This window comes from Natronomonas amylolytica, assembly GCF_037031205.1.
Classification (GTDB): domain Archaea; phylum Halobacteriota; class Halobacteria; order Halobacteriales; family Haloarculaceae; genus Natronomonas; species Natronomonas amylolytica.
The window spans coordinates 164185-184743 of the sequence record NZ_JAYEZM010000002.1; the positions used below are offsets into that span (position 1 = coordinate 164185).

General features: G+C 66.2%; 21 protein-coding genes. 12 read left to right on the forward strand and 9 right to left on the reverse strand.

Going from position 1 to position 20559, the window contains the following annotated elements; genetic code table 11:
• The first annotated feature begins 34 nt into the window (after window positions 1–34).
• The 3 genes from U5914_RS03820 (at window position 35) to U5914_RS03830 (ending at window position 2790) form a co-directional block, all read left to right on the forward strand.
• A complete protein-coding gene (locus tag U5914_RS03820; RefSeq protein WP_336134291.1) occupies window positions 35–1282 on the forward strand; it encodes an MBL fold metallo-hydrolase in 1248 nt (415 codons plus the stop codon).
• Window positions 1283–1346: 64 nt separating this feature from the next.
• On the forward strand, window positions 1347–1913 hold the full coding sequence (locus tag U5914_RS03825) for a 5' nucleotidase, NT5C type (protein ID WP_336134292.1): 567 nt from the start codon (window positions 1347–1349) through the stop codon (window positions 1911–1913).
• A gap of 37 nt (window positions 1914–1950) precedes the next feature.
• Window positions 1951–2790: an aldo/keto reductase gene (locus U5914_RS03830; RefSeq protein WP_336134293.1), complete on the forward strand. Its 840-nt coding sequence runs from the start codon at window positions 1951–1953 to the stop codon at window positions 2788–2790.
• 58 nt (window positions 2791–2848) lie between these two features.
• Here the strand turns inward: U5914_RS03830 and U5914_RS03835 are convergent, their stop codons facing one another.
• Window positions 2849–3136, reverse strand: a complete 288-nt coding sequence (locus U5914_RS03835; protein ID WP_336134295.1) for a DUF6360 family protein — start codon at window positions 3134–3136, stop codon at window positions 2849–2851.
• Window positions 3137–3260: 124 nt separating this feature from the next.
• On the opposite strand from U5914_RS03835, the gene larE reads away from it, so the two are divergent.
• Both larE and U5914_RS03845 read left to right on the forward strand, forming a co-directional pair.
• The gene (gene larE, locus U5914_RS03840; protein ID WP_336134296.1) at window positions 3261–4115 is read left to right on the forward strand and encodes an ATP-dependent sacrificial sulfur transferase LarE; all 855 of its coding nucleotides are present in this window, start codon (window positions 3261–3263) and stop codon (window positions 4113–4115) included.
• A 71-nt stretch (window positions 4116–4186) separates the two neighbouring features.
• Window positions 4187–5239, forward strand: coding sequence for an ATP-binding protein (locus U5914_RS03845; RefSeq protein ID WP_336134297.1), 1053 nt, complete (start codon window positions 4187–4189; stop codon window positions 5237–5239).
• An 11-nt stretch (window positions 5240–5250) separates the two neighbouring features.
• Here U5914_RS03845 and U5914_RS03850 read toward each other — a convergent pair whose 3' ends face one another.
• Window positions 5251–5526: a hypothetical protein gene (locus tag U5914_RS03850; protein ID WP_336134298.1), complete on the reverse strand. Its 276-nt coding sequence runs from the start codon at window positions 5524–5526 to the stop codon at window positions 5251–5253.
• 119 nt (window positions 5527–5645) lie between these two features.
• Between U5914_RS03850 and U5914_RS03855 the strand changes: the two genes are divergently transcribed.
• Window positions 5646–6263: a class I SAM-dependent methyltransferase gene (locus tag U5914_RS03855; RefSeq protein ID WP_336134299.1), complete on the forward strand. Its 618-nt coding sequence runs from the start codon at window positions 5646–5648 to the stop codon at window positions 6261–6263.
• 15 nt (window positions 6264–6278) lie between these two features.
• Here the strand turns inward: U5914_RS03855 and U5914_RS03860 are convergent, their stop codons facing one another.
• Window positions 6279–6896, reverse strand: a complete 618-nt coding sequence (locus tag U5914_RS03860; RefSeq protein WP_336134300.1) for a histidine phosphatase family protein — start codon at window positions 6894–6896, stop codon at window positions 6279–6281.
• A 136-nt stretch (window positions 6897–7032) separates the two neighbouring features.
• Window positions 7033–7806 carry a twin-arginine translocase subunit TatC gene (gene tatC / locus U5914_RS03865; protein ID WP_336134301.1) on the reverse strand — a complete coding sequence of 258 codons (774 nt, stop codon included), beginning with the start codon at window positions 7804–7806 and terminating at the stop codon, window positions 7033–7035.
• Between the two features lie 593 nt (window positions 7807–8399).
• Here tatC and U5914_RS03870 point away from each other — a divergent pair.
• The 5 genes from U5914_RS03870 to U5914_RS03890 all read left to right on the forward strand — a co-directional run bounded on the left by U5914_RS03870 (window position 8400) and on the right by U5914_RS03890 (window position 12224).
• The gene (locus U5914_RS03870) at window positions 8400–10625 is read left to right on the forward strand and encodes a twin-arginine translocase subunit TatC (protein ID WP_336134303.1); all 2226 of its coding nucleotides are present in this window, start codon (window positions 8400–8402) and stop codon (window positions 10623–10625) included.
• 127 nt (window positions 10626–10752) lie between these two features.
• Window positions 10753–10962, forward strand: coding sequence for a pro-sigmaK processing inhibitor BofA family protein (locus U5914_RS03875; RefSeq protein ID WP_336134304.1), 210 nt, complete (start codon window positions 10753–10755; stop codon window positions 10960–10962).
• Between the two features lie 136 nt (window positions 10963–11098).
• Window positions 11099–11275 carry a ribbon-helix-helix protein, CopG family gene (locus U5914_RS03880; RefSeq protein WP_178290222.1) on the forward strand — a complete coding sequence of 59 codons (177 nt, stop codon included), beginning with the start codon at window positions 11099–11101 and terminating at the stop codon, window positions 11273–11275.
• Window positions 11268–11984, forward strand: coding sequence for a queuosine precursor transporter (locus tag U5914_RS03885; RefSeq protein ID WP_336134307.1), 717 nt, complete (start codon window positions 11268–11270; stop codon window positions 11982–11984). Before U5914_RS03880 ends, U5914_RS03885 begins: the two co-directional genes overlap by 8 nt.
• Before the next feature lie 42 nt (window positions 11985–12026).
• On the forward strand, window positions 12027–12224 hold the full coding sequence (locus U5914_RS03890) for a hypothetical protein (protein ID WP_336134308.1): 198 nt from the start codon (window positions 12027–12029) through the stop codon (window positions 12222–12224).
• On the opposite strand, the gene U5914_RS03895 is transcribed toward U5914_RS03890, so the two are convergent.
• The 4 genes from U5914_RS03895 to U5914_RS03910 all read right to left on the reverse strand — a co-directional run bounded on the left by U5914_RS03895 (window position 12221) and on the right by U5914_RS03910 (window position 17462).
• Window positions 12221–12979, reverse strand: a complete 759-nt coding sequence (locus tag U5914_RS03895) for a 23S rRNA (uridine(2552)-2'-O)-methyltransferase (RefSeq protein ID WP_336134310.1) — start codon at window positions 12977–12979, stop codon at window positions 12221–12223. The two genes, U5914_RS03890 and U5914_RS03895, sit on opposite strands and share 4 nt — an antisense overlap.
• 120 nt (window positions 12980–13099) lie before the next feature.
• Window positions 13100–14128: an LLM class flavin-dependent oxidoreductase gene (locus tag U5914_RS03900; protein WP_336134312.1), complete on the reverse strand. Its 1029-nt coding sequence runs from the start codon at window positions 14126–14128 to the stop codon at window positions 13100–13102.
• 132 nt (window positions 14129–14260) lie between these two features.
• A complete protein-coding gene (locus U5914_RS03905; protein ID WP_336134314.1) occupies window positions 14261–16633 on the reverse strand; it encodes a heavy metal translocating P-type ATPase in 2373 nt (790 codons plus the stop codon).
• Window positions 16634–16712: 79 nt separating this feature from the next.
• Window positions 16713–17462: a helix-turn-helix domain-containing protein gene (locus U5914_RS03910; RefSeq protein WP_336134315.1), complete on the reverse strand. Its 750-nt coding sequence runs from the start codon at window positions 17460–17462 to the stop codon at window positions 16713–16715.
• An 887-nt stretch (window positions 17463–18349) separates the two neighbouring features.
• Between U5914_RS03910 and U5914_RS03915 the strand changes: the two genes are divergently transcribed.
• Entirely contained in the window at window positions 18350–19945 is a 1596-nt protein-coding gene (locus U5914_RS03915; protein ID WP_336134316.1) for a tryptophan--tRNA ligase, read from the forward strand.
• Window positions 19946–19969: 24 nt separating this feature from the next.
• Here the strand turns inward: U5914_RS03915 and U5914_RS03920 are convergent, their stop codons facing one another.
• Entirely contained in the window at window positions 19970–20509 is a 540-nt protein-coding gene (locus U5914_RS03920; RefSeq protein WP_336134318.1) for a hypothetical protein, read from the reverse strand.
• Between the last annotated feature and the right edge of the window lie 50 nt (window positions 20510–20559).

The following is a 20559-nucleotide window of genomic DNA, read 5'->3' on the forward strand; positions in this document are numbered from 1 at the left end:
GAAGGGAAACCACCCAAGCGAGTAGACGCTGGTAGTGAACCTGCAGTTCCTCGGCGGTGCCGGCGAGGTCGGCCGCAGCGCGATTCTCGTCAACGACTCGCTGCTGCTCGATTTCGGCATGAAGACCGCCGACCCGCCGCAGTACCCCGTCGGCGGCCTCCGAGGCGGCGGGCCCGCCCCCGACGCCGTCGTCGTCAGCCACGGACACCTCGACCACGTCGGGTCGATTCCGGCCCTGCTGTCCGGCGACGCTCGCCCGCCGATTCACTGGACGCCGCCGACCGAAGAACTGGCGCTGACGCTGGCCCGCGATACCCTGAAACTCCACGGCGGCACGCCGCGGTGTCCGTTTACCGAGGAGGACGTTCGCCGAGTCACGGAAGTCGCCGAACGCCACGGCTACCGCGAGACGTTCGAGGCCGCCGGCCACGAGGTGACCTTCTTCAATGCCGGCCACATCCCGGGTAGCGCCCACGTCCTCGTCGACGATGGCGAGACGCGCCTGCTCTATACGGGCGACTTCCACACCGAGAATCAACGTCTCGTCTCCGGTACGACGGCCCGCCCCGACGCCGACATCGTTATCACCGAATCGACCTACGCCGACGTGGAACACGACCCCCGAGACGGGGTCGAGGAGCGGTTCGTCGAGAGCGTCAAGACGACGCTGTGGGAGGGCGGCACCGTCGTCGTCCCCGCCTTCGCCATCGGCCGGACGCAGGAACTGATGCTGGTCTGTGCGGCCCACGACATCGACTGCTACGTCGACGGGATGGGCAAGGACGTCACGCGCATGATTCGTCAGTACCCCGAGTTCCTCCGTGACGGCGAGGCGATGCGCCGCGCGAAATCCAACGCCCGCTTCGTGACCGGCCGCGATGGTCAACGCAAACGCATCGCCGACCAGCAGACCGTCATCATCACCACCGCCGGGATGCTCTCGGGCGGCCCCGCGATGACCTACATCCCCGAAATCTACGCCAACCCGGTCAACAAGATATGTTTCTCGGGCTATCAGGTCGAGGGTACCCCCGGCCGGCAGTTGCTGGAGACGGGCAGCGCCGAAATCGACGACCGGCATCTCCGCGTCAGCGCACAGGTCGAGAGCTACGACTTCTCCGCCCACGCCGACAGCGGCGGTCTGCGGGACTTCTTGAGCGACTACGAGGACACGCCGCTGCTGGTCAATCACGGCGATTCCTGCGAGTGGTTCGCCGAGCAGTTGCGCGACGAGGGCCACGACGCGATAGCCCCCGAGTTGGGCGAGACGGTCGACGTCTGAAACTCGATTCACGATACCACGCCCCAAAGTGCGACTTAAGCCGTTCCAGCCCCAAATATCGGTAATGACGAACCGTCCGCTGTCCGCCGGGTCGACGCTTCTGGTCGACCTCGACGGCGTCGTCGCCGACCAGCTCCCGCGGCTCTGTACTTACCTCAACGACGAGCTGGACCTCGGCGTCGAACCCAGCGACATCGACGACTGGAGCTACGACGTGCCCGGCATCGACGGCCACGTCGGGACGGTCATCACCGAGTTGATGACCGACCGCCCGGAGTGGTACTTCGGCGGCATGGACCCGACGCCGGGCGTCGCCGACGCGCTCGGCGACCTCCGCTCGGAGTACCGCGTCGAAATCGCGACCCACCGCGTGCCCGAGACCCACGACGTCTCGAAGGCGTGGCTCGACGACCACGGCATCCCCTACGACGACTTCCACGAGCAGGTACCTTCGGACAAGGGCGCGGTGCCGGGCGACGCGCTCATCGACGATTATCACGGCAACGTCGCCAACGCCCTCGAAGCGGGCAAGACGGGCTTTCTGATGCGGCAGCCGTACAGCGACCCGACGGCCTGCGACGGCGCCCACGTCGTCGACTCGTGGGCCGACGTGCGCGGCCTCCTGCTGTAGCTCCCGGGTTTTTCCCCCTCCCGCCACAAGGCGGTGTATGGACACCTTCGATATCGGCGGCGAGTTGACCGTCCGACGACTTGGCTTCGGCGCGATGCGCATCACCGGCGAGGACATCATCGGCGAACATGACGACGTAGAGCAATGTCGCGAGGTCCTCCGCGAGGCGGCCGACCGCGTCGACCTCATCGACACCGCCGACTCATACGGCCCCGGCGTCTCCGAACGCCTCATCGGCGAGACGCTGGCGCCCTACGACGATGTGGTCGTCGCGACGAAGGGCGGTCTGCTCCGGTCGCCGGACGGCGAGTGGATTCCCCGCGGCGACCCGGAGTACCTCCGCAACGCCCTGCTGTGTAGCCTCGACAGGCTCCGGGTCGACACCATCGACCTCTACCAGCACCACCGTCCGGACCCCGACGTCGACTACGAGGAGACCATCACGACGCTGGCCGAACTGAAGGACGACGGCTTCATCGACCACGTCGGCGTCTCGAACGTCAGCGTCGAGCAACTGGAGACGGCACGGGACCACGTCGAGGTCGCGACTGTCCAGAACCACTACAACGTCGAGACGCGGGACACCGACCGCGTCGACGGCGACGGCCGCCGCGTCCTGGAGGCCTGCGAGGCCAACGACATCGGCTTCATCCCGTATTTCCCGCTTGCGGCCGGCGACCTCGATTCAGTCGAGGGCATCGACGAAATTGCCGACGCTCACGACGCGACGAAACAGCAGATTGCGCTGGCGTGGCTGCTGGAGCGCTCGCCCGTGATGTTGCCGATTCCCGGTACCTCCAGCGTCGAGCATTTAAAAGAGAACGTCGCCGCGGCCGACATCGACCTCACTGACGAGGAGGTCGCGCGACTCACGTGACGTGGCCGTCGTGGGGCCGCCCGCGCGGGCCTGCCCCCGAGTTGCCGCCCTATCGTCGTCAGTCCTGAACCTGTGCCGCTTCGACCTTCTCGGCGTGGTCCTCCAGTTCGGCGGCGAGTTGGCGGGCCTCGTCGGCCGAAAGGCGGACCGTGTCGGCGTGAGCCTGCAGATGCTCCAGTTGCGTGTTGTCGAGTTCGAGTTGCAGCGAGACGTGGTCGGGGTCCTGTCGAGGGCTGGTGACGTTGAGGACGGCGTAGGCCTCCTCCTCGAAGTCGTGGCCCTCGGCCTCGCCGTCGAGCAAATCGAGCGTCGTGAAGGCGTTGACCTTCATGATGCGGTCGGCCATGTGGGACGGAAGGCGGCAGGACGGGGTAAGCGTGACGCCCGGGCGGTGCTCGGCGAGCGTCGTTTATAGGTGCGGTCGCCCCCGTGACGCTGGGCTTTTCTACGCGCACGCCCACGAACGAGACATGACATCCGTCGAGGCCAAGCGGGAGGCCGCAATCGAGGACCTGCGGGAGTTCGATAGCGTCCTCATCGCGTTCTCGGGGGGCGTCGACTCCTCGGTGGTCGCCGCGCTGGCTCACGAGGCACTCGGTGACGACGCCGTCGCCTGCACCGCCAAAAGCGAGACGCTGCCCGACGCCGAACTGACGGAAGCCAATCGGATTACCGACGAGATCGGCATCCGACACGAGACGGTCTCCTTCTCGGAGTTGGACAGCGACGAGTTCGTCGAAAACGACGGCGACCGATGCTATCACTGTCGGTCGATGCGGCTGGGAAAGATGTTCGAGAAGGCCCGCGAACTCGATATCGGCGTGGTCTGCGACGGGACGAACGCCTCGGACCCCGGTGAGGGCCACCGCCCCGGCCTCCGTGCGGTCGAGGAGTTGAACGCCTATTCGCCACTTTTGGAACACGGCATCACGAAGGAGGAGGTCCGCGAAATCGCCCGCCACTACGACCTCTCGGTCGCGGATAAGCCGTCGATGGCGTGTCTCTCCTCGCGGATTCCGACGGGACTGGAGGTCACCGAGGAGAAACTCTCGCGCATCGAGAAGGCCGAGACGCTGCTCCGGACGTGGGGCTTCGAGCAGTTCCGCGTGCGGGACCACGACGGTCTCGCGCGCATCGAGGTGGGGGAGGCCGAACTGGAGCGGGCGCTGGACCCCGATTTCGCGGCGGCCGCGCGCGAACACCTCACGGATATCGGCTTCGACCACGTCACGCTGGATTTGGAGGGGTACCGGACGGGGAGCGTCTCGCCGGAAGAGACCGCTGACAACGTGCTGGACGCCCACTACCCGACGAGCGACGACTGACGCCGAGAGCGCCTCCGCCCGTCCGAGCGGCGAAACGGTTCAATGATATGGCACGGGTGATGACGTCTCCTATGGTTCCCACGCCGGTTCGGCGTCGGTCGTGGCTCCTCGTCGTCGGGTTCGGGGCGCTGTTGTTGGTCGCCGGCGTCTGGAATTTCGTCGCCGAGATAACGACCCACTCGCGTACTGCCGGGCACGTCGCCGCCTTCCTCCTCGATGGCGTTCCGGCGCTCGTTCTCATCTACGCCGGATACTGGCTTTCGAGAAGCGACTTCGACCCGGACGCACGACTCCGCATCAGCGGCTGGAGCCTCACGGGCGGGGCCGTCTTCGGTGGTACCATCGGCGCGACCATCGTCGTTCGACTCTTCGAGAACCGTCCCATCGGCGAACCGGCGTTTCCCCTGCTGGTCGCCCTCGGCGTGGGAAGTCTCGCCGGGTTCGCCGCGGGGTACTACAACGCCCGAACCCGGGCGGAGACCGAACAGGCCCAGTCGATGCGCGACGCGTTCGCCTTCGTCAACGACCTCATCAGACACGACCTTCGAAACGACCTGACGGTCATCAGCGGCTACGCCGACCTAATCGAAGACGAGGATTCCGACATCATCTCCGAGAAGGCCGAGGAGGCACTCACCCGAATCGAGGTCTCGCGGGCCATCTCGGAGACGCTGGTTGAGGGCGACACCAGCGGGTCCATCGATTTGGCCGGCGTCACCGCGGAGGTCGCCGAACGCATCGACGACACCTACGACGTGACCGTGACGACCGACCTCCCGGAGCAGGCGCGGGTGACGGCCAACCCCGGCATCCGGTCGGTCGTCGACAACCTGCTCGAAAACGCCGCCGAGCACAACACTGCGGAGGACCCCCGCGCCCACGTCACGATAGACCGCGATGACGAGACCGTCCGACTCGCCGTTCGCGATAACGGGGCGGGCGTTCCCGAGGACCGACAGGAGGGGCTCTTCGAGGCGCGGACCTCCGCATCCCGCGGCGGGCTCGCACTCGCGAAGGCGCTCACCGACCGGTACGGCGGCCACATTCGCTACGAGGGCGGCGACGCCGGCGGGTCGAACTTCGTCGTCGAACTCCCGCGAGCGGACGCTGTGACAACTGCATAGACCGGTCGGTTCTATCGGCCGTCTTCGCCGAGCGTGCCGGCTATCGCTTCCAGTTCGACCTTGGTGAACGCGCTGCCGTCGGCGTCCTCTCCCTCGTCCAGTCCCGTCCGTCGGCGGATGTCGGCCCGCATCGTCGTCTTCGATGGCCGTCCGCTATCGACGCTTCCACCGACGGCTTCGACGATGGCGGCGAGTTCCTCCTTCGTGAACTGGGCGGACACCTCGCGCTTGAACCGGCCGACGGACGCGCGAATCCCGTTTCGTAACTCGTGGACGGTCGGACTCATACCCGGACCGACGCCGAACGGTTCCCTATACCTTCGGGTTCCGAGGGTCGCCGTCGATGAGCCTCCTCGCCCGCGCGGCGCTTCCCATAGCCTTTGACCGTGGGCCTCCTGGTTTCGGTATGGACCCCGCCGACAATCATCAGAGTTGGGCCGACCGGTCCGGGGAGTTCTCGCCGGAGTATTACGCCCAGATCGGCCCCAACGAGGTGAGCGAGACCCTCGCCGAGGTGTTCGACCACTACGTCGAGACGGACGCCGCGGTGCTCGAACTCGGGTGTAGTTCCGGCCGCCATCTCGCGCATCTCCGCTCGCAGGGCTACGAGAACCTCACCGGCATCGACATCAACGACGAATCATTCGAGGTCATGGCCGACGTCTTCCCGGAACTCGCCGAGACGGGCACCTTCCATACGGGCGCCATCGAGGAGGTCCTCCCGGAGTTCGAGGACGATGCCTTCGACGTCGTCTACTCCGTCGAGACGCTCCAGCACGTCCACCCGGACAACGAGTGGGTCTTCGACGACGTCGTCCGCGTCACGGACGACCTGCTCATCACGGCCGAAAACGAGGGCAACAGCCCGAATCGCGGCCGCGGCGACGCCGAAGTGAGCTACGTCAACGACGACTTCCCGCTGTATCACCGCAACTGGAAGGACGTGTTCTCCGAGCGTGGCCTCGCGCAACTGCTCAAGGAACCCGGGAAACGCGACACGGTGCGGGTCTTTCGGGTGCTGTGACTCCGGGGTCGACCACTACACCCACGGCCGCTCGTTTTCTCGAACCACGCGCAGGCCCTCGCCTTCTCCGACGAACTCGTTGACGCCGCAGTTGTCCTGATGGTGTCGCTTCAGGCCCTCGTAAAGCGGGAGGTCCTTCGCGTACCCGAGCATGACGTGCAACGGCCCGCCGTGGGTGACGACGAGGACGGTCTCGTCGTCGTGGGCCGAGACGACCTGACTCAACCGGTGGGTGACGCGGTCGGCAACGTCGCGGAGCGATTCACCGCCTTCGGGGACGGCCATCGACGCCTCGTAGGCGGCCTCGCCCAGCGAGAACTTCGGGAACCGTTCCTGTACCTCGCCGTATTCGAGGCCCTGATAGACGCCGATGTCCCGCTCGCGCCAGTGGGGTTCGTGGGTGGCCTCGAACTCGGCATCGAAGGCCTCCAGAATCAGGGCGGCCGTCTCGCGGGTGCGGTCGAGGTCGGACGCGTAGACGGCGTCGATGGCGTACTCGTCGGCGAGCCACTCGCCGGCCGCGCGGGCCTGCTCGCGCCCCGTCTCGTTGAGCAACGTGGGCGCCCAGCCCTGCATCCGGCCGGTCCGGTTCCACTCGGTTTCGCCGTGCCGGACGGCGACGACGCGTGTCATTGGGTGGCCGTACTTCGTCGGGGGCAATGAGCCTTCGGCCATCGTTGCCGGCCGTCGTTCCGTTCTCGATGCGAGTGTGGCCGGCCTGCTCCGGGCGGAATCGATGCAGTATCGACGGCGAAACCGGGCGGCGTGATTACCGCTTGACCCAGCGCAACACGAGCAGCGTTCCTTCGAAGAGGCCGATCATCGTCGCCGCGACGATGATGGGCGCCATCCCCGTCGGGTCCGGGCTGAACAGGAACGCGATGCCGAGGAACGCACCCCAGAAGTAGAGGCGCTTGTCGGCCATCCACCGGCGGGTGGTCAGCCCCATCATGATGGCGAGCATGATGAACAGCGGAATCTGGAACACCGCCGCGAACAGCCCCATCATGAGGACGATGAGGTCGAACGTCTGGGTCAGGCCGAAGGCGATGGTCGCCGCGTCCTGCGAGTAGGTGAGGAAGTACGTGAAAATCGCCGGGAGGACGAGGAAGTACGCGAAGAGGACGCCGACGCCCGCCAAGACGAGGCTGGCGGGCACCGACGCGAGGTAGTATCGGCGCTCGTGTTCGTAGAGACCGGGCCGCATGAACAGGTAGGTCTGGTAGACGAACACAGGCAGCGCGATGACGAAGCCGCCCAGCGTGGCGACTTTCAACCGTGCGAGGATGAGCCCCAGCGGGTGGTAGACCCGGGGGCGGGCGACGTCGCCGCCCGGCAGCACCGAGTACCACAGGAAGTTGATGATGAACTCCGCGAAGGGGAAGATGATACCGGAGATGACGGCCATGACGACGATGACGATGCCGAGGCGGTAGACCATCTCCTCGATGTGGTCCGCGAGCGGCATCTCCTCGTCGCTGGCAGGGCCGTCGCCGACGAGTCCCTCGTCGACGTCGTGGCTCCCCTCCGGCGTCTCGGCCATGTGTTCCGGTCGGCACCCGCTGTTTGTAAGCCTTCTCCTAGCCACTCGTAGCCCACTTTTTGCACGCTCCGGCGGTTCGGCGCGCAAGGCGCCGAACCCGCCTCCGCGGCAAAAACGTGGAGAAAATATGCGCGCGTACTCCTTCCGCGCCCTTCGGGCGCTCCAGTCCGTGCGCGCTACGGCGCCTCACTCCGTTCGGCGCCGCGAACCGCCTCGGGGGTGACCTACGGACACCCCCTCGGCGGATGCCACTACCGGCTTCTTGTCAAGTCAGTTGTAGTTCTGTTCTACCCTGGAGGTTCGAGTTACCACCCTATTCCGGCCGGACACAGTAACAACGTAGTGAGTGTCCGCCGAGCGGGGCGTTCGAAGAACGCCCCCGAGGCGGTTCGCCGGACGAGGGCCCGTGGCCCGAGTCCGGTAGCGGGCGACGACTAACGCCGAGCGAAGCGAGGCGGCTGGAGGAGCACGCGCATATTTTCCCCAGTTTTTGCCGAGAACCGGGGTCGCGCCCCGAAGCGGGCGCGACCCGCGTTCTCGTGCAAAAAGTGGAAGCGAAAAGGTTGATAACTGCGAGCAGACAACCTTCCGGCGTGTCTAGTGCCGTCGACGACGATGTGAAGCGGACGGTCGCGGAGGGGCGACAACACCTCGGGACGCTCCTGCGGGGCCTCCAGAAGCATCTGCAGAAGGTCTTTATCGTCTTTCTGATCGGCTTTATCGGGACGTTCACGGTCCTGCGGCTCTACGTCTGGGAGATCCTCAAGCGGGACCTCAACGCCCACCCCGACATCGTCGTCGTCGCCATCACGCCCTTCGAGGTCATCCTCCTGCAGGCGAAGATCGGCCTCGTCGCGGGCGTCATCTTCGCCATCCCACCGATACTCTATCTGAGCCGCGATTCGCTCAAGGCACGGGGCCGCTGGCCGGAGAACCTGCCGCGCTGGAAGGCCATCGGCTTCGCCCTCGCCAGCGCGGCGCTGTTCGTCGGCGGCATCGCCTACGCCTACTTCCTCTTCTTCCCGCTGATGTTCGCGTTCCTCGCGGACAACGCCGTCGGCGCCGGCTTCCAGCCCACCTACTCCATCTCGATGTGGGCGCAGTTCATCTTCCTGCTGTCGATGTCCTTCGGGCTGGCGGCCCAGTTGCCGCTGGTGATGAGTTCGCTGTCCTACAGCGGCATCGTGAAATACGAAACCTTCCGCGACAAGTGGAAGTACGCCGTCATCGCCATCTTCGTCTTCGGCGCGCTCTTCTCGCCGCCGGACCCCTTCACGCAGATTATGTGGGCGGTGCCGCTCGTCACCCTCTACGGTATCTCGCTGTACATCTCGAAAATCGTCGTCACCACGAAACGCTCCAGCGACTCCATCGACATCCCCGGGACCGCCCGCGAGCGGTGGAACGCCGTCGCCGGCCTCTTCGTCGTCGGCGTCGCGCTGGTCTATGCTTTCTACACCTACGGCGGCTACGAACTCGTCAATAGCGTGCTCGCCGCCGTCGACTCCAGCTATCGGTTCCTGCCGGCCGGCGGCGCCTACGAGGTCGCCGAGACGACCTACATCGGCGTCCTCGGCGTGATATACGGCCTCATCTTCGCCGTCGTCGGCCTCGGGTACTTCGTCTACGACGGCCTCGAAGAACCCACCGGCAACCAGTATGCGGTTCCCGGCGGTACCCTCGGGGACCCCGCCGACATCGACCTCTCGCAACTCGACGAGGCTGGCATCCGCGCGGCGCCCGCCGCCGCCTTCGCCCGCCTCGAAGAGGAGGAGGCCCTCGGCCTCGCCAGCGAGGCGATGGACGAGGACGACCCCGAGCGCGCACAGGCCATCCTCGACCGCTTCGACGACGTGAACCCGCCGGAGGGCGACGTTTCGCCCAAAGAACACGGCGTGGGAGGCGACGAGGCGGCGGCCGAGGGCGGCGCCGCTGCCGGGGCGGCCGCCGGCGAGGCCGACGAGGAGGAGGGCGGTATCCTCGCGCGGCGCTCCGCCGGCATCCTCGACGCCTTCAGCGAGGACGAAATCGACGAGGACGACGTGGGCGGCTACGCCTACGATATCGCCTTCGTCGCCGACAGCCTCACCTCGAAGGCGTTCGTCCTCGTGGGCGTCTTCATGGCGGTCATGGCCATCACCTTCGGCGTCCTCTATCAGGGCGGCATCGGCCGACTCAGCGACCAGTTCGTCAGCCGGATGCCCTCCGAGTTCGCGGCCGAGCAGGTCTCTATCGTCACGCTCCATCCCGTCGAGGCGCTCATCTTCATGATAAAGGTCTCGGTCATCGCGGGCGCGGTCGCCACGCTCCCGCTGGTGCTCTATTATGCGTGGCCGGCGCTGAAGCAACGCGGCCTCGCTCGCGGCGACCGCCGGGTCCTCCTGGTGTGGGGCGGCACCCTGCTGTTCGGGTTGACCGTCGGGAGCATCGTCGGCTTCATCTACGTCGCGCCGGCGGTCATCTCGTGGCTCGCCGCCGACGTGCTCGGGGCGAACATGATTATCGCCTACCGCATCAGCAACTACGGCTGGATGATCTTCTTCCTCACCGCCGGCATCGGTATCCTCGCGGTCATCCCCGTCTCGATGTTCCTCTTCCACCGCGGGAACATCGTTCCCTACTCCGTGATGCGGAACCGCTGGCGGGAGTTCACCATCGCCGTCCTCGCGATGGGGGCGTTCTTCTCCCCGCGCGGCGTCTTCACGATGTTCCTGCTCGGCATCCCCGTCGTCGCCGCCTACCTGTTCGGCCTGGGGACGCTGTGGGCCTACACGCTCGGCGGCCGACGGACCTTCGAGCCCGCCGAAGGCGCGGACTAGACGACCGCTTCGAACGGTCGGCGCCGCGGCTCGAACGCGACTCGGCACGAGTTAGCTGATTCGCGAACGCTCGGTTATCCGGCGTATGTACTTCCTAACAAAGCAGTCGTGTTCCGTATGGTATGGCATGGTCTCCCTGAGAGCACTCCTCGTCAACGCCATCGTCGGGCTCATAATCCTGGTCGTCGCCAACGCCATCGGTCTGGGCGTCGAAATATCGCTTATCACGCTCCTGATCTGTGCGATACTCGGCGTGCCCGGGGCGATACTCGTCATCCTGCTCGCATTGCTCGATATCGCTTTCGCGGCGTCGATTGCCCCCCTGTTCCTCGGGTAGGTCGCCGCCGCCGCTCGATGTTCGCACGGCTACAGCAAAGGCGCTCCTTCGCGCCTATATGCCTCAGGTGCTCCCTAGATAAGTGTCCAGGAAGAACTTCGAGTCGTATATACCGCCGTGCGCGTAATCGGGGGATATGCCCAAGATAAGCGTCGAGATTCCGCAGGAACTGCTCGACGACCTCGACGACCACGTCGGGGATGACGGCAAGTACGTCAACCGGAGTGACGCCATCCGCGCGTCGATTCGCAAGAACCTCGACATCATCGACGAAATCGACGCCCGCCACGGCCGCTTGGAGGACGATGAGTAGCGCCCACGCACGTCAGCCGTCGCTTCCGGCCGGAGCGGTCGCGCTGACCGCGATGTTCGTCACCGCACTCGTCACCTCGCAGGTGACCGCCTCGAAGTTGCTGCTGTTCGAGTCGCCGGTCGGCTTGCCGGTGACGGGGACCGACCTCGTGTTGCCCGGCGCGGCGCTGGCCTACGCGCTGACCTTCCTCGCGACCGACTGCTACACCGAGTTGTACGGCAAACGCGCCGGGCAGGTGCTCGTCAACGTCGGGTTCCTGATGAACTTCCTGTTGCTCGCGCTGGTGTACAGTACCATCGCCGCGCCCGCGGTTCCCGGCCAGCCAATCGACCCCGCCTCCTTCGCGGCGGTGCTCGGACAGAGCGGCCCGCTGGTGGTCGCCAGCCTCACGGCGTATCTCGTCAGCCAGAACTACGACGTCGTCGTCTTCCACAAACTCAAGGAACTCACCGACGGCGAGATGCTCTGGCTCCGCAACATCGCCTCGACGGGGACGAGTCAGGCCATCGACACGGTCCTCTTCGTCGGGTTGGGGTTCTACGTCCTGCCGCAGGTCGGCTTCGGAGCGACCTACGAGGTCGGGTTCGTCCTCTCGCTCATCGTCGGCCAGTACGCCCTGAAACTCCTCATCGCGCTGCTGGACACGCCCTTCGTCTACCTAATTACTGGTGCGATTCGCCGCTCGAAAGCGGACGGTACCACCGCCTGAGACGCAGGAACGCTTTTGTTCCCGTATGCGGATGTCACGTCCATGCTGGCCCTCCAGTTCGGCGTCCCCGGCGGCCCGGAGTTGCTCATCATCTTCCTGATACTGTTCCTCCTCGGTGTGCCGATACTGCTCGTCGTGCTGTTCCTGTTGAGCAGAAACGGCGGAAACGACCGCATCGAGGAACTGGAAGCCCGTGTCGAGGAACTCGAAGACGAACTCGAAGAGGAGCGTTCGCGTTAGTCGACTCGCTCGGCGAAGCCGTACCGCGGCTTCACGTCGGTGACGGTCACCTCGACTGTCTCACCCGCCTCGGTACCCGAGACGAACAGCGTGTAGCCGTCGACCTTGGCGATGCCGTCGCCCTCGCTACCGACGTCCTCGATGTCGACCTCGAGAACGTTGCCCTCGCGGACGGGTGCCGTGATGCGGCTCTTGGCGACCATGAACAGTTCCGACGAGGAGTCCCGGGAGGCCTTCGGGTGGATGGTCCGGACGTACTCGAACTCCTCGTCGATGTCGGCCCGGAGGTCGTCGGTATCGGGCCCCTCGAAGACCTTCGCGACGAAGTCGCCGCCCGGCGCCAGCAGTTCGAGGCTGGTCTCGAAGGCCATCCGCGCGAGATGGACCGAGCGGGCGTGGTCCAGCGAGTACTCGCCGGTCATGTTCGGCGCCATGTCGGAGACCACGACATCTGCCTCACCCACGAGGTCGATGACCTTCTCCTGTGTTTCTTCTTCGGTCATGTCGCCGCGGACGGTCTCGACGCCGTCGATGGGTTTGATGCGCTGGAGGTCGACGCCGACGACCGACCCCTCGTCGCCGGCCAGTTCCGTGGCGACCTGCAGCCACCCGCCGGGTGCCGCACCGAGGTCGACGACGGTGTTGCCGGGATTGATGAGGTTGGCCTCCTCGTCGAGTTGCTTCAACTTGTAGGCCGCACGGGAGCGGTAGCCCTCCTGTTTCGCCCGGTTGTAGTAGTCGTCCTTACGCGTCATGCTTGCCTCGCCGGTATCGCTGGGGTCCCGCCCGGCGTTCGCGGGAGGAAAACGTTCGTTGCATGTGCATGAAAAGACGGTCGACGCGGATAGGCGTATCGCACCGGTACGACGAGAGGGTCAGCGCGCCGTGATATCGAGGCCCTCGGCGATGAGTTCGTGGGAGCGAAGCGCGTCCTCATGGCTGTCGTGAACGTGCTGTATCATCACCTCGTCGACGCCGACGCGGTCGGCGAGTTGCTCCAAGAGCCCTGAAACCGTCTCCGGACTGCCCGAAATCGCCCGCGGCCACTCGTTCTCGCCGAGCGTGGCGGGCGTCGGTTCCGGCACGTCGCCGAGTTCGTCGATGGCCTCCTCGATGGACGGGCGGGTCCCGACGACGCCGCGCTGCATCCGCTTGTAGGTCGCCTCGGCGACCGACCGGAGTCGCGCGGCCTCCTCGTCGGTGTCGGCGGCGACGGCGTTGACGGCAATCATCCCCTGTGGCTCGTCGATACTCCCGCCAAGTTCCGAGGGCTGGAAAGTCTCGCGGTACTTCTCGAAGGCGTGGGTCGCGAACTGCGGGCGGATGAAGGCCGCAAAGCAGAAGCGCAGGCCGAGTTCGCCCGCGATGGCCGCACTGGAGGGACTGGAGCCGAGCACCCACGGCACGGGCTCGTCGGCGCCCGAGCGAGGAATCTCGATGTCGCTGTAGGCGTGCTCGTCGGGATAGTCGTCGTAGAGGTGGTTGATGACGGCCGTTATCTTCTCGGCGTGGTCCTCGTCGGGGTTCTGGACGTGGCGGTCCGTCCCGAGCGCGCGGTCGACCGCGGGCGAGCCGTTGGCCCGGCCCAACCCGGCGTCGATGCGGCCGGGGGCGAGCGCGTCCAGGACGCCGAACTGCTCGGCGACTTTAAAAGGGCTGTAGTGGTTGAGCAGGACCGCGCCCGACCCGAGGCGAATCGAGTCGGTTTCGGCGGCGAGATGGCCGAGCAGGACCTCGGGGGTCGTCCCAGCGAGCGTGTCGGCCATGCCGTGGTGTTCGGCGACCCAGAACCGCTCGAATCCGAGCCGTTCGGCCTGCTGGGCGGCTTCGACGGTGTTGGCGTACGCATCCGTCGCGGTGCCGTCGTCGGGAACCGGAGAGAGGTCGACAGCGGAGAGCTTCATACCCGGAGTCGGGGACTGATACGGGTTATTGTAACGATTTACCGGTCATCGCCGATGCAGGGCTGGCGATGACCGGTAAAGGACTACAACAATCCGTATAAGGGAGATAACGGTTGGGCTACCAGCAGGTGCTTATCCGTCCTCTGGCTCGATACGGGCCAGCCGCATCGCGTTGCCCGTCACGCCGAGGCTCATGCCCATATCGCCGACCACGACGGCGACGGCGACGCTGACCAGTCCCAGCGGCACGCCCAGCGCGAGCAGGAACTTCACGGCGAGGCTCGCCCAGATGTTCTGTCGGATGACGCCGTTGGCGGTGTGCGACAGGCCATAGAGGTACGGCAGCTTGCCGATATCGTCGCCCATCAGCGCGATGTCGGCCGTTTCGAGAGCGGTGTCGGTGCCCGCCGCGCCCATCGCGATGCCGACCTCGGCGGTCGCCAGCGCGGGCGCGTCGTTGATGCCGTCGCCGACCATCGCGACCTCGCCGTAGTCGGTCTGCAGTTCCTCGACGGCCTCGACCTTCCCCTCGGGCAGGAGTTCGGCGCGGTACTCGTCGACGCCGACCTCCTCGGCGATGGCTCGGGCGGTGCCCTCGTTGTCGCCGGTCAACATTACGACGTGTTCGACGCCCATCTCGTGGAGGCGCTCGACGGCCCGCTTCGAGGCCGGCCGCACCTCGTCGGCGATGGCGACCGCACCCAGCAGTTCCGTCTCGGTCCCGACGACCACGACGGTTTTGCCCTCCCGTTCCAGTTCGGCGAGCGTGCCGTCGTCGAACGTCGCTTTGCTGTCTCGCAGCTTTCCTTCCGACACCGCCCCGCCGTCGGTTCGCTGGCCCCGGTCGAATCCGAAGCCCAACTCCTCGAAGAGCGCGGGCTTGCCGGCGTAGTAGGTCTCGCCGTCCAACTCGCCGCGGATGCCCTTGCCAGTCAGGCTCTCGAAGCCCTCGGCGGTCGGAACGTCGGCCACGCCCGCCTCCTCGGCGCGGGCGCGAATCGCGTTGGCGATGGGGTGTTCGCTCCGCCGTTCGAGGCCGGCGGCATAGCGGAGCAGCGTCGCCTCGTCGGTGTCGCCGACCGGCACGACGTCGGTGACGGCGAGTTCGCCCTTCGTGAGCGTGCCGGTCTTGTCGAGGGCGATGGCGTCGACCTCGCCCATCGCCTCGAGGTGGTTGCCGCCCTTGATGAGGACGCCGTTCTTGGCGGCGCTGGTGACCCCCGAGACGACCGAGACGGGCGTCGAGATGACGAACGCGCAGGGACAGGCGATAACCAAGAGGGTAAGCCCGCGAATGAACCACGTCGTCCAGTCGCCGACGAAGGTGATGGCGTAGCCGGCGACGCCGACCGAAAACGGCTCCGAGATGACGAGCGACGGAATCGCGGCGGTCAAGATTGCCAGCACGACCACCGTGGGCGTGTAGTAGCCCGCAAAGCGGTCGACGAACTGCTCGGTGTCGGTCTTCTTCGCCTGTGCGCCCTGCACCATCTCGATGATGTGGGAAAGCGTCGAATCGCCTGACGTCGAGGTGACCTCGATTTCGAGGTAGCCCTCCTCGTTGATGGTGCCGGCGTAGACCTCGTCGTCGACGGTCTTGTCGACGGGGACGCTCTCGCCGGTAATCGGCGACTGGTCGACGGCGCTTTCGCCCTCGACGACCACGCCGTCGAGCGGAATCTTGTCGCCGGGCCGGACGATTACGGTCTCGCCGATATCGACCTCGTCGGCGGGGACGGTCACCTCCTCGCCATCCCGCTGGACGGTGGCCTCGTCGGGCGACAGCTCCATCAGCTCCCGTAGCGAATCCCGCGCCCGGTCCATCGCGTAGTCCTCGAGCAGTTCCGCGATGCTGAAAAGCACCGCCAGCGTTGCGGCCTCGACGAAGTAGCCGATGCCGGTGGCGGCGATGATGGCCGTCCCCATCAGGAGGTCGATGTCGAGGCTCCGGTTCTTCGCCGAGTAGTAGCCGCTCCGGATGACCGGCAGGCCGCTCGCGACGACGGCGGCGAGAAAGAGCACGTCGGCCAGCGCCAGCGGATAGCCGAGGACGCTCGCCACGCCGACGTTCGCGCCCGTGAGGACGAACTCGAAGAGCAGGCCGACGGTCACGAAGACCGCACCGACCCACGTCTTGAGCGCTCGTGGACTCGTCCACACTTCGGACGGAGGGGCGACCTCGACGCCCGCCTCGGCGCCGCCCGCCTCGTCACCGGCCTCGGCGTCGGCGTCCGCATCGGACCCACCGACTACCTCGTAGCCGGCGCTTTCGACGGCGTCGATTACCTCGCGTTCGCCCACGCGGTCGGGGTCGTAGGTGATCGAGGCCGTGCCGGTCGTCGGCTGGAGAGTTACGTCGACGATGCCGTCGACGCGCTGGAGGCTCTTGTCGACTTTTTTTGCACAGGTCGGGCAGTCCATCTCGGGGACAGCAAAGCGGGCGGTGAGTTCCCGTCCCTGACCGCCCCCGGGGTTTCCTCCCGTCGCATCCGCGTCATCAGTCATTACGTGGCGGTTCGGCCCTCGACTCGATAAGCCTTCGTTGGAATATTCCAAAGCTGACGAGCGACCGGGGCGGCCCTTGCTACAGTGGCATCGAGGCGTCCGCCGTGAACTGCGTCTCGGAGACGTGCTGTTTCGCCAACTGCTCTTCGGCCCGCCGGAGCCGGTAGGTAAGCGTCGACCGCGGGACGCCGAGGTGGTCGGCGAGTTCACCGACGTCGACCTCGCGGGGCGACTCGTAGTAGCCGTGCTCGACGGCGGCCCGGAGAGCGGCCTCCTGTTCGGGCGAAAGGTCGTTCGACGCGCCGGCGGCCTCACCCGCTGGCGTGGCGGTGTCGGCTGTTCGCAGCATCTCGGTTCGGGCACAATCGCCGACCGCGGCTTCGAGGCTCTCGAAGAAGGCGGCCACGTCGCCCTCGCCGGAGTGGATGACCCGCCACGTGTAGTGGCGGCCCTCGTGGCGCGTCTCGAAGAGGACGCCGTCGCCGAGGTGGTCGCGGGCGATGTGCGGGACCGACGCGCAGGTGGGTGTCCGTTCCCAATCCGAATAGAGGACGAGCGTGTCGTCGCTGTGGTCGAGGACGCGCGTGGTCTGGGTGGCGCCGCAGTCGCCCGTCGCGAGACAGTCGGCGTAGTAGTCGCTGTTGAGGAAGGCCGCCTCGATGGCGTCGAGTGCCTCGGGCGTGCCGGTGGCGTGGTCGACACGCCAGAGGCGCTCCGCGGTCGCGTGCAGCGACAGCGACCGAATCCGGGCGTCCGGGTGCTCGGCGAGCGTGTCGGCCACCCGGTTGCACCCCGGCTCGTATTCGAGAGCGAAGACGAGTTCGCGCATACACTTCTCTTGGGGTTGGCACGACAAAATCTATCGCCTCGTCTCGTGGGCGTGGTCGGATGTGGATACCGCGCTTCACCACGGGGCTTGTTTATAAATCGAGCGTGGCGACCTCCTGACCGCGAACACATAGAAAGCCCTCGGCGCGCTGGCGGTCGCTGAGGGGGATATCCTCCCTTCGGTCGGATAGAGCCCCCTCAGCGACTATATAAACGCCAGCGCACCTCGCCCTTTCATTCCACCAGGAGAGCAAGCTCTCCTGAGCCCTCGTTCGCTCCCTCCGGTCGCTCACGAGGACGCCAGGGACCGCACAGCCCTGCCCCGGGTCGCGAGGGTCGCCGAGGGCGACCACTCGCTCCCGGCCAACTGACTCTTATAAATGGCGCGCGCTGGCCGACCCCGCGAACGATAGTGAGCGGGGGTCTGGCTAGCCAGCGCGCGAGGGACGACTGAGCGAACGAAGTGAGCGAAGGAGTCGGTTGGGGAGGCGTGTGGCTGCGGTCGCGGTTCCTGGCGGACTCGAAGGGCGAAGTGGTTCGAGAGAGCAAAGCTCTCTCGTCATCACGAAAGGCGCTCCGCGCCTTTCGGACGACCGGGTGGCGCTTGCATGGTCGTCTGAGCGGCCACTATCCGAGCGACCGAAGGGAGCGAGGATATGCCGCTCAGCGACCGCCAGCCGGCTGAGGGCTTCGGAGATGTTGCGGTCGAAGCAGTCGTCACGCTTGGATTATAATAAATCGAGCGCAGAGCCTAGCCGGCTGAGGGCTTCGAGGATGACACGCTTGGGTCAAACTACAATTTAAAAAGAAACGTCACACGATTAGCCCACTCACAAGCCTCCTCACGCAAGCGAACGGTTTTTGGGCGGACCACCCCGACGGAAGCGTATGGCAGACGACGAAACCCACGCTGACGAGGGCACCCCTGCCGGGACGGACGAAATCCGACCCGATGGCGGGGCGAAGGGAGCCGACGACGTTGCCCTCGACCCGTGGGGCTCGTCGACGGTCGACGACTACCGGAAACTGTTCGAGCAGTTCGGCATTGAGGAGTTCGACGACGTCCTCCCCGAGGTGCCGACGCCGCACTACCTGATGCGCCGCGGGGTCATCTTCGGCCACCGCGATTACCGACCCGTCGCCGAGGCGATGCGCAACGACGACCCCTTCGCCGCGCTGTCGGGGTTCATGCCGACCGGCGACCCCCACATCGGCCACAAACTCGTCTTCGACGAACTCATCTGGCACCAACAGCAGGGCGGCGACGCCTACGGCCTCATCGCCGACATGGAGGCGCATGCGGCCCGCGACATCCCGTGGGACGAAATCGACGAGCACACCGAGAGCTACCTGCTGTCGCTCATCGCCCTGGGCTTCGACCCCGAGGAGGGCGAAATCTATCGGCAGTCGACCAACCGCGACGTTCAGGACCTCGCCTTCGAACTCGGGACGCAGGCGAACTTCTCGGAGTTGGGCGCCATCTACGACTTCGACGGCGAGACCGAGGTCTCCTACATGCAGTCGGTCGTCACCCAAATGGCCGACATCCTCTATCCCCAACTCGACGAACCGAAGCCGACGGTCATCCCCGTCGGCCCCGACCAGGACCCCCACATGCGGCTGGCCCGCGATTTGGCCGGCCGGATGCGCTACTTCAAGGTGACCGAGGCCTACGCGAGCTTCGAACTCGACGACGGGGAACGCGAACTCGTCGGTCGCGCCTACGAGGCGCTGGCCGAGGACGCTGAACGTGGCAGCGGCCACGCAGACCCCGAGACCGACGTTCGCTGTACCGATGCCGCCGACTGGCTCGAAGACGAATCGCCCGACCATCCGGCGCTGTGGGAGGCCGTCGAAAAGCTCCGGTCGGGCGGCAAGGAGCCGCTTCGGCCCCGCGTGCGCTTCCTCGACCGCAACGCGACCGAAGAGGCTTTCGAGGCGCTCATCGACGCAGTCGACGGCGAAAAGCGCGTCTACGAGGGCCACATCGACAGTTTCGACCTCGACGCCGAGGCCGCCGAGGAACTCGCCCGCGAGGTCGAGGTCGACCACGGCGGCTACGGCTTCCTGCCGCCGTCGTCGATATATCACCGCTTTATGACCGGCCTCACCGGTGGGAAGATGTCCTCCTCGGAGCCGGCCAGCCACATCAGCCTGCTGGACGACCCCGAAGACGGCTACGACAAGGTCAAGGCCGCGACGACCGGCGGCCGCGAGACCGCCGAGAAACAGCGCGAACTGGGCGGCAAGGCCGACGAGTGTCCGGTCTACGAACTCTACGCGTACCTGCTGGCGAACGACGATGACGACTTCGCCGCCGAGGTCTACGAGGAGTGTGTCACCGGCGAGCGACTCTGCGGCGGCTGCAAGGAGCAGGCTGCCGAGTTGATGAAGGAGTTCCTCGAAGAGCACCAGGAAAAGCGCGAGGAGGCACGCGAACTGCTGGAAGCCGCCGATATCGAACTCGACAGTCCGCGAAAGTAGGCGTCAGCGGGACCGCGCGACGTGTTACGCCGCCAGCAGTTCTTCGAGACCGTCGAGGCCCGGCGTCGTGGGTGCGTCGTTGCCGGGCAGTTCTGGAACCTCGTCGTCGGGGAGTTCGGGCGCTTCGCCGCCGCCCGGAGCGTCGGTTTCGCAGGCATCCTGCGGGTTCTGGGCCGAGTCGGGGCTCACGTCGCATTCGACGCCGCCGGAGACGCTCTCGCCGTTGGCCGCGCCTTCGCCGTCGACGCCGACGGAGACGCCGTCCTGTGAGGCCGAGACCTCGCCGCCACCGGCGACGCTGCCTTGGTCGCTTTCGACGCTCACGGAGCCGTCGCCACCGCCGCCGTCACCGCCGATTTCGGGCTCTTCGACCTCGGGTACCTCGTCGGTCACGTTGACCCCGTCTCCGATACCGTCGGTGAGGTCGTCGGTGTCGCCGAGGTCGTCGGTGACGTCCGTCGCGTCGTCCAGTCCGGCCGCGGCGGCCGACCCCGCAAACGTCGTCGCCACGCAGAGTGCGATCAGAACCGATACGAGCGTCCGTGCTGTGAGCCGTGTACTCATACAACACTCCGGGAAAGATATGATAAGTAGAAGGGCGTTACTCGGGACAT